This window comes from Nocardia wallacei (assembly GCF_029869545.1).
Taxonomy (GTDB): Bacteria; Actinomycetota; Actinomycetes; order Mycobacteriales; family Mycobacteriaceae; genus Nocardia; species Nocardia wallacei_A.
In genome coordinates this window covers 1-8785 of the sequence record NZ_JARWQD010000188.1, presented here as the reverse complement: position 1 = coordinate 8785, position 8785 = coordinate 1, and the positions used below count along the sequence as shown (strand labels likewise).

The following is an 8785-nucleotide window of genomic DNA, read 5'->3' as shown; positions in this document are numbered from 1 at the left end:
CCCCCCGCGGGGCGGGCCCAAACTCCAAGGCAACGGGGGGCACTTCCCACCGCCGGGCGGCGGCGGGCCCCCCGCACGAAAGAATGCGCACCCGGGCCGGAGGAAGCCGACCCGCCGCGGGGGACGGTGAACCCCGCACGGCGCGGGACTAGCGCGGCTTGTTCTTCAGGATCGAGTCGCGGATCAGCACACCGGCGAGCACCAGCGCGGAGCCGATCAGGAACAGGTAGCCGATATTGCCGGTGCCCGACGAACTGCCCTGCGGCCCTTCGAACAACATGGCCAGCAGGATCACCACGACCACCCAACCGGCGACCTTGAAGGTGCGCCGCGACTCGCCGCTCCAACCCCAGGCGGCGGACGGAACCTCGGCGGGGTCGACCTTGGTGACGACGGCGCTCTTGGCGGGTTCCAATTCCGTGGCGGCCACGTTAGCTCCCATCAGTTCGGTCACTCTGTCGTTCCTATCGTGACATACGACTGCCCGTCGTAGCCAGCGGGGTCGCCGGGTGTCGGGCCCGGTCATCCGCAACAATGAGGGGGTGTCCGACATCGTGAGAGTCCTGCTGCTCGGCAGCACCGGTTCCATTGGCACACAGGCGCTGGAGGTGATCGCCGCCGATCCCGAGCGGTTCCAGGTGGTCGGGCTCGCCGCGCGCGGCGGCAATACCGCGCTGCTGGCCGAGCAGATCCGCGCGACGGGCACCCCCAACGTCGCCGTCGCCGATCCCGCCGCGGCCGCCGAACTCGGTGTGCCACTGGCGGGTCCGGCCGCGGTGACCGAGCTGGTGCGCCGCACCGACGCGGACGTGGTGCTCAATGCGCTGGTCGGTTCGCTGGGCCTGGAACCGACGCTGGCCACGCTGGAGTCGGGCCGACGGCTCGCGCTGGCGAACAAGGAATCGCTGGTGGCGGGCGGCTCGCTGGTGACCCGCGCCGCCGCGCCCGGGCAGATCGTGCCCGTGGACTCGGAGCATTCGGCGATGGCGCAGTGCCTGCGCGGCGGCCGCGCGGCCGAGGTGGACCGGCTCGTGCTCACCGCGTCCGGCGGCCCGTTCCGGGGTTGGACCACGCAGATGCTGGAATCGGTGAATCCGGACGAGGCCAAGGCGCATCCGACCTGGTCGATGGGCCTGATGAACACCCTGAATTCGGCATCGCTGGTGAACAAGGGCCTCGAGCTGATCGAGGCGCACATGCTGTTCGGCATCGACTACGACAAGATCGACGTCACCGTGCATCCGCAGTCGATCGTGCACTCGATGGTCACCTTCACCGACGGATCCACCATCGCCCAGGCCAGTCCGGCCGATATGAAGCTGCCGATCTCGCTGGCGCTGGGCTGGCCGGACCGCGTGCCCGGGGTGCTCGCGCCGCTGGACTTCGGCACGGCGTTCACCTGGGAATTCGAACCCGTCGACAACGAGGTCTTCCCGGCGGTGGAACTGGCCCGGCAGGCCGGGCGCGCGGGCGGTAGCGTGACGGCGGTCTACAACGCCGCCAACGAGATCGCCGTGCAGGCCTTCCTCGACGGGCACATCCGGTTCCCCGAGATCGTGCACACGGTGGCGCGTGTGGTCGAGGCGGCGGACCGGTGGAGTGCGGAACCCGCTACCTTGGACGAGGTGCTCGCGGCCGATGCGTGGGCGCGGCAGCGTGCGCAGTCGCACGTGGGTAACTGACGCAGAAGGGTTCGACACTGCATGGGGTTCGCGATCGGGTTCGTGCTGTTCGCGCTCGGCATCACGGTATCGGTGGCCCTGCACGAATGCGGCCACATGTGGACGGCGCAGGCCACCGGGATGAAGGTGCGCCGCTATTTCATAGGCTTCGGGCCGAAGGTCTTTTCTTTCCGCCGCGGCGAGACCGAATACGGGCTCAAGGCGCTGCCGCTCGGGGGTTTTTGCGATATCGCGGGGATGACCGCGCTGGACGAGATCGATCCGAAGGACCTGGATCGGGCCATGTACCGGCAGGCGACCTGGAAGCGCCTGTTGGTGATGAGCGGCGGCATCGCCATGAATTTCCTGCTCGGATTTCTGCTGATCGTGCTGCTGGCGGTTGGGTGGGGGCTGCCCAGCCTGAAAACACCCCCCGCCACCATGATCGGCGGTACCACGTGTGTGTCGACGGAGAAACCTGACGGTGGCTTCGAGGATTGCACCGGACCGGGCCCGGCGGGGCAAGCCGGGCTGAAGCGCGGGGATCTGGTGACCGCCATCGACGGCTTGCCTGTGAAGACCTGGGAAGACTTCCAGGCGAAGACCCAGAACAAGACCGGCACGATCACCTACACCGTGGAGCGGGACGGGCAGACCATCGACATTCCGGTTGTGCCGGAGTCGGCGGTGATGTATCCGCGGAATCCCCAGACCAAGGAGCGCTCGACTACTCCACAGGTCGTTTCCAAGGTGGGTGTCGGCCAGATGCAGGCCTACGACCCGGTCAAGTACAACGTTCTCGCCGCGATTCCGGCCTCGGCTGCATTCACCGGCGATTTGGGGGTCCGCACCGCCCAGGCGCTGGCGCAGATGCCGTCGAAGGTGGTGAGTCTCTGGGACGCGGTCACCGGCGGTGAACGCGATATCGACACCCCGATGAGCGTGTACGGCGCGAGCCGCATCGGCGGCGAAACCGCCGAACGTGGATTGTGGAATGTGTTCATCGTGATGTTGGTGAGCCTGAACCTCTTCCTCGGTGCGTTCAACCTGCTGCCACTGCTCCCGCTGGACGGCGGTCATATCGCGGTCGTGATCTACGAGAAGATCCGCGATACGGTCCGTAGGCGACGTGGTCTGCCTCCCGGTGCCCCGGTCGATTACCTCAAGCTCCTCCCCGCGACCTATGTCGTCGTCGTGATCGGCGGCGCCTACATGCTTCTCACGCTCGTCGCCGACATCGTGAACCCGATCAGGCTGTTCTGACGTTCTGCGCTATTGCTCCCCGAGCTGTCGCCGGTACTCGGCCGCGTGCGGTCCGCTGATTCGGTACGCGACACTCGCCGGATGCTCCGGGCCGACACCTGGTGTCGGCCCGGGCACCATCGTCCGCACCAATTCCCGGAACTCGCTGTAGGACAGAGGTATCGGGTCGCCTTGCAGATCGGCCGGAGTGATGACGTCCATCCCGCGGTGGATGCGGCGCGGCTGTCCCGCACGGGGCCACCAGATTTCGAGCAACGACATCGGCTGCGCCGCAGGACCGTCGGGCCACAACAGCGCCGCCTGCAGATCCTCGACACCGACCCAGGTGCGGCCGTGCTCGGTGGCGATGCGGACGGCTCTGCGGAATACGGTCACCAATGACGGTGCCGCTCCGTCGATCGTCACGCGGCACTGGTCACGTTCGTTATCGCTGGTCATCCTGCCATTAGGCCTAAGCGGCACCGCCGATGCAAACGATCGGAATGTGTTCGGCGACCCAGATCCTGCCGACCACCTCAGCGCCGTGGTGGGCTCCACCGTTGCATGTGCAGACCGCTGTGCGCGTGCGGTAGTCCGGGTCGCCCACCCAGGCCACAGTCCCACCACCGGCCTTACAGTCGTCCGGATGTACGGCAGAAGCCACACCCGTCGACAGCATGAGGGCGCCGAATGTGAACGCAACTATCGCAGTGAGTTTAGATTTCATCGCTCTTCCCCTCCCGGAATTCACTATGAGACGACACGAGATTCGTGTCGTTTATTGAGACGCAGTCCGTGCGGGGGCGGTTCCGCAGCAGTTGTTGTGATGCGTATCACGCAGTGGTGGGAGTTGTTGTGCGCCGGGCGATCTCGATCACTTCACGCGATGGGGGTGGAATCCGCGGGCATGGCGGCTGTTACCGCCGAGGATCCCTGGGCGGTCTGCTCGCCGAACTCGTGACACCGGTACCGACGTCGTTCGTAACGTTCAGGGCGGCGAGACATGTGGTCGGTATAGGGTTGGGCGACAATGTCGTTCGGGTGGCGAATCCGGGCGATCCGACGAGAGGGTGCCGGAGGGGAAGGCGTTGGATATCGAGCCCGTTGTTCTCGATCCGACCGCTGCCGACCTCCATGGCGAGGTCGAGCGTCTGCGTTCCCGCGGTCCGGCGACGTGGGTGGAGTTGCCCGGTGGGGTGCGTGCGTGGGCGGTTACCGATGCCGCCGTGCTCGAGGCGCTGCTCGCCGATCCCCGCGTGTCCAAGGACGCGCGTCGCCACTGGCCCGCCTTCCGCAATGGTGAGGTCCCCCGTCATTGGCCGTTGAAACCGTGGGTGGCCGCCAACAACATGCTCACCGCCTACGGCGCCGAGCACCGCAGGCTGCGACGGCTGGTCGCGCCCGCGTTCACCGTCCGCCGCACGAACTCCCTGCGTCCCTACATCCGGGAGGTCGCCGCCGAGTTGCTCGACGCCGTCGATCGGGTACCGGCGGGCGAGGTGGTCGATCTGCGTGAACGGTTCTGTTACGTGCTGCCGATGCGGGTCCTCTGCGAGCTGATGGGCATCCCCGAGGAGCTGCGTCCGGCGCTGAGCGCATGCGTCGACAGCGGTTTCGACACCACCCTCGCCCCGGAGGAGTCGGCGGCGGCCTACGCCGAGATCGGCCGGATCGTGGCCGAACTCGTGGCGCGCAAGCGACGCGACCCCGGCGCCGACCTGACCAGCGCCCTGATCGCCGCATCGGACGACGAGGACGGCTCGCGCCTCGACGATCGAGAACTCGTCGAGACGGTGATGCTGATGATCGGCGCGGGCCACGAGACCACGGTCAACCTCATCGGCAACGCCATCGTGGCACTGCTCGATCACCCCGACCAGAAGGTGCGGGTCCTCGACGGTCGGGTGTCGTGGGCCGAGGTCGTGGAGGAGACGCTGCGCTGCGAGTCGCCGGTGGGATATCTGCCCTTGCGCTATGCCGTCGACGACCTCGAGGTGGGCGAGGTGCGGATCGAGCGAGGCCAGGCGATTCTCGCGTCGTACTCGGCGGCGGGCCGGGACCCGAAACTGCATGGTGACAGCGCCTTGGCCTTCGACGTGAGCCGCGAAGGTAAGGAGCATCTGTCGTTCGGTCACGGCGTCCACCACTGCCTGGGTGCGCCGCTGGCGCGGCTGGAGGCCACGGTCGCGCTGCCCGCGGTATTCGCGCGCTACCCGGGGATACGGCTGGCGAGCCCGCCGCAGGAGTTGGGCGCCGTTCCCAGCTTCATCTCGCACGGCTACCGCCGGGTGCCGGTGTATCGCCGTTGATCCGCAGGAATATCTTTGTTCGCGAGGGAAACACGCTGATGACCAACGAAGACAACGGAATTGGGCATGATTTGGGTATCGATCAGGCCCAACCGGCCCGGATGTACGACTACATGCTCGGCGGCAAGGACAATTACGACGCCGACCGTGAGGCCGTGGAGAAGATCGAACAGCTGCTTCCGTCGGTGCGGCGGGCGGCGCGAACCAACCGGGACTTCATGATTCGCGCCGCGCGTTTCGTCGCGCAGGCGGGCATTCGTCAGTTCCTCGATATCGGCACCGGAATTCCCACCGAGCCGAATCTCCATCAGACCGTGCAGCAGATCGCGCCCGAAGCGAGGGTGGTCTACGTCGACAACGACCCGATCGTGCTCGCGCACGCCAGGGCATTGCTCGTCGGCACCCCGGAGGGACGCACCGGTTTCATTCCCGCCGACGTCCGCGCCCCGGAGACGATTCTCGACGCGCCGAAATTGCGCGAGATCCTGGATCTCGAACGCCCGGTGGCGCTGAGCCTGATCGCGCTGATGCATTTCATCGATGACGACGAACACCCCTACGACATCGTCGACACCCTGATGAACGCGCTCGCGCCCGGCTCCTATCTGGTGATGACGCATATCACCGGCGACTTCACGCCCGATATCGCCGACCGCGCCATCCAGATCTACCGCGACAGCGGCATCACGTTCCGCCCCCGAAACCGCGAGGAGTTCACCCGCTTCTTCGACGGTCTGAACCTGGTCGACCCCGGCATCGAAACACCCCACCGCTGGCATCCCGACGGCATCGTCCCCCCGCGCTCGATGGACAAACAGATGGTCGGCTACGCGGGTGTAGCCCACAAACCCACGTAAACCCCAGCGCGACCGGTAGGGCCTGGTGGGTCAGAAGGCGGCGTCGCGCAGCAGTGCCCGGGCGAGGCGGTCGGCTCGGCGGGTTGTTTCGGGTTGGCGGTGGTTCGGGCTCAGCGACAGGACCGCTGTGCAGGCCGTATCGAGATCTATTCTGTGGCCGACGGATACGTAGACGGGTTTGATTCCGGTCTGGGTTCGAACGGTGCGGCCGACTACTTCGCCGTCCAGCGTGATGTCGGTGACCGAGCCGCGTTCCGGGCCGGGCTGGTCGGATTCGCCCAGGAGGTTCTTGGCGACGCCGAAGGTCGGCAGCCCGGTGAGCAGGCCGATGTGGCATGCCAGCCCGAATCGGCGTGGATGCGCGATGCCCTGACCATCGCAGACCAGCAGATCCGGTGTGGTGCCGAGCTTTTCGAGAGCGGCGAGGGTGGTGGGGAGTTCGCGGAAGGCGAGGAGGCCGGGGATGTAGGGGAAGCTTGTCGTGCCTCGGGCGGTGGCGGTGTCCAGGGGTTCGAGCGTCGCAGCGTCCAGAACTACCACGGCCGCAACGACATTTCCGCCCTCGTCATAGGCGGAGTCGAGACCCGCGACCGTCCGGAAATCGGGTGGCCGCGGATCGGTCGGATCCACCAGCTCGCGCAGGCGGTCCTGCAAGGCGATCGCCGTGCCCGGATCGGTGGGCAGTTCGGCCGCCATCGACAATCGCATTGGGCTCCTGCGGCGTTCGGGTCAGCGGCGGTCGTCCAGATAGGAACGGTTGCGGTAGTAGTCGTCCTCTTCCTCGTCGTCCATCGGTGGGGGTGGGGGTGTGGACTCGGTGGGCTCGGGGACCATCGAGTGCCTCAGGTCTTTGAGGCTGGGGGCGCCGGGGACGATGTCGGGGAGGTCGGGGAGTTGGTCGGCGAGGCCCTGCAGGGGGGCGATGGCCTGTTCGGACAGTTCGGCGGCGGCGCGGGCGGCGGCCTGGGCGGCCTCGGCGATGGACCGGCCCAGCCGCTCGGGGGTGGAGCGCTTGAACGATTCCGGCGTCAGATGCACCTCGAGCGGGATGCCGGAGACATTGCTGACGACGCGGACCAGATTGTCCGACGACCACGCCTCGGCCGTGGTCGCGGCCAGCCGGGCCTGCACCTCGGCCAGCTCCCGGCGCTCCTGCTCGTAGGTGACGAGCATCGAGTCGATCTGGTCGCGCAGCTCGGCGTTGCGGGCGCGCGCCGCGTCCTGCTCGCTGTTGGACATGCCACCTCCGGGAGAGTCGGTCCGCTACTGGTTCCGACGCGGCGGGGGAGCCATCGGTTCCATCGGCGGGGCGATTTCATCACCCGGCGGACAGATCGGGCAAACGATCACGCCGCGCCACCCGGCCTGCCACACTCGACTGTGTAATGCGTCACAACCCGGACCGACCTGTTCGACCTGCGCCGACACGCCCGGCCGAATTCTTCGAAACCTGTTCCACAACACCATCGTTCGCGTCGCAACGAATCACCGATATCGGCCGCCGCCGCCCGATCCGGTACGTTGTCGGCGCTCTCACAGCGGCCGGTAAGCCAACACCACTAGACTCGGGGGCCGAACGGGTGGAGCACACACGAAAGCACGAAAGTAGGCAACCGAACGTGAGTAGTGCCATCGCATTGGGGATGCCGACGGGGCCCGCGGCCGTCCTCGCACCCCGGCGCAAGACTCGCCAACTACAGGTGGGCAAGGTCGGGGTCGGCAGTGACTTCCCCGTGTCGGTGCAGTCGATGACGACCACCAAGACCCACGACGTGAATTCCACGCTGCAGCAGATCGCGGAGCTGACCGCGTCCGGCTGCGACATCGTGCGGGTGGCGTGCCCGCGCCAGGAGGACGCCGACGCGCTGGCCGCGATCGCGAAGAAGTCCCCGATCCCGGTCATCGCCGATATCCACTTCCAGCCGCGCTACATCTTCGCCGCGATCGATGCCGGATGCGCGGCCGTGCGCGTGAACCCGGGCAACATCAAGGAGTTCGACGGCCGCGTCAAGGAGGTCGCGAAGGCGGCCGGGGCGGCGGGCATCCCGATCCGCATCGGCGTCAACGCGGGCTCGCTCGACAAGCGGATGATGGAGAAGTACGGCAAGGCGACGCCGGAGGCGCTGGTGGAGTCGGCGCTGTGGGAGGCGGGCCTGTTCGAGGAGCACGGCTTCGGCGACATCAAGATCTCGGTCAAGCACAACGACCCGGTGATCATGGTCGAGGCCTACCGCCAGCTGGCCGCGCAGTGCGACTATCCGCTGCACCTGGGCGTCACCGAGGCCGGTCCGGCGTTCCAGGGCACCATCAAGTCGGCGACGGCCTTCGGCGCGCTGCTGTCGCAGGGCATCGGCGATACGATCCGCGTCTCGCTGTCCGCCCCGCCCGTCGAAGAGGTGAAGGTCGGCGGCCAGATCCTGCAGTCGCTGAACCTGCGCCCGCGCAAGCTCGAGATCGTGTCGTGCCCGTCGTGCGGGCGCGCGCAGGTCGATGTGTACACCCTGGCCAACGAGGTCACCGCGGGCCTGGAGGGCATGGAGGTGCCGCTGCGCGTCGCCGTGATGGGGTGCGTGGTGAACGGCCCGGGCGAGGCCCGCGAGGCCGACCTCGGCGTCGCCTCGGGTAACGGCAAGGGCCAGATCTTCGTCAAGGGCGAGGTCATCAAGACCGTGCCCGAGCATCAGATCGTGGAGACCCTCATCGAAGAGGGGGGGCG

Annotated in this window: 9 protein-coding genes; 5 read left to right on the top strand and 4 right to left on the bottom strand. The window is 67.3% G+C overall.

From position 1 onward, the window contains the following. Positions 1–148: 148 nt before the first annotated feature. Positions 149–454, bottom strand: a complete 306-nt coding sequence (locus QH290_RS15860) for a DUF2631 domain-containing protein (RefSeq protein ID WP_342213247.1) — start codon at positions 452–454, stop codon at positions 149–151. A gap of 88 nt (positions 455–542) precedes the next feature. Here QH290_RS15860 and dxr point away from each other — a divergent pair, with 88 nt between their 5' ends. Next, positions 543–1682: a 1-deoxy-D-xylulose-5-phosphate reductoisomerase gene (dxr, locus tag QH290_RS15855; protein ID WP_280383608.1), complete on the top strand. Its 1140-nt coding sequence runs from the start codon at positions 543–545 to the stop codon at positions 1680–1682. A gap of 21 nt (positions 1683–1703) precedes the next feature. Beyond that, the gene (locus QH290_RS15850) at positions 1704–2924 is read left to right on the top strand and encodes a M50 family metallopeptidase (protein WP_280383606.1); all 1221 of its coding nucleotides are present in this window, start codon (positions 1704–1706) and stop codon (positions 2922–2924) included. Positions 2925–2933: 9 nt separating this feature from the next. On the opposite strand, the gene QH290_RS15845 is transcribed toward QH290_RS15850, so the two are convergent. Then, entirely contained in the window at positions 2934–3362 is a 429-nt protein-coding gene (locus QH290_RS15845) for a hypothetical protein (protein WP_280383604.1), read from the bottom strand. Positions 3363–3973: 611 nt separating this feature from the next. Between QH290_RS15845 and QH290_RS15840 the strand changes: the two genes are divergently transcribed. Beyond that, a complete protein-coding gene (locus tag QH290_RS15840) occupies positions 3974–5212 on the top strand; it encodes a cytochrome P450 family protein (RefSeq protein ID WP_280383603.1) in 1239 nt (412 codons plus the stop codon). 38 nt (positions 5213–5250) lie between these two features. Next, positions 5251–6069 (top strand): SAM-dependent methyltransferase, encoded by an 819-nt coding sequence (locus tag QH290_RS15835; RefSeq protein ID WP_280383601.1) that lies wholly within the window; start codon positions 5251–5253, stop codon positions 6067–6069. 30 nt (positions 6070–6099) lie between these two features. Here QH290_RS15835 and QH290_RS15830 read toward each other — a convergent pair whose 3' ends face one another. Then, positions 6100–6777, bottom strand: coding sequence for an endonuclease V (locus tag QH290_RS15830; protein WP_280383599.1), 678 nt, complete (start codon positions 6775–6777; stop codon positions 6100–6102). Between the two features lie 21 nt (positions 6778–6798). Continuing rightward, complete coding sequence (locus QH290_RS15825) at positions 6799–7308, bottom strand: YbaB/EbfC family nucleoid-associated protein (protein ID WP_280266664.1); 510 nt, start codon at positions 7306–7308, stop codon at positions 6799–6801. A 404-nt stretch (positions 7309–7712) separates the two neighbouring features. On the opposite strand from QH290_RS15825, the gene ispG reads away from it, so the two are divergent. Then, positions 7713–8785: flavodoxin-dependent (E)-4-hydroxy-3-methylbut-2-enyl-diphosphate synthase (gene ispG / locus QH290_RS15820; protein ID WP_425303608.1), on the top strand; the 1073-nt coding region annotated here is incomplete at its 3' end.

Coding starts and splice junctions, on each gene's coding strand:
- QH290_RS15850 (WP_280383606.1), top strand. CDS start 1,704: ATGGGGTTCGCGATCGGGTTCGTGCTGTTCGCGCTCGGCATCACGGTA.
- QH290_RS15845 (WP_280383604.1), bottom strand. CDS start 3,362: ATGACCAGCGATAACGAACGTGACCAGTGCCGCGTGACGATCGACGGA.
- QH290_RS15835 (WP_280383601.1), top strand. CDS start 5,251: ATGACCAACGAAGACAACGGAATTGGGCATGATTTGGGTATCGATCAG.
- QH290_RS15830 (WP_280383599.1), bottom strand. CDS start 6,777: ATGCGATTGTCGATGGCGGCCGAACTGCCCACCGATCCGGGCACGGCG.
- QH290_RS15825 (WP_280266664.1), bottom strand. CDS start 7,308: ATGTCCAACAGCGAGCAGGACGCGGCGCGCGCCCGCAACGCCGAGCTG.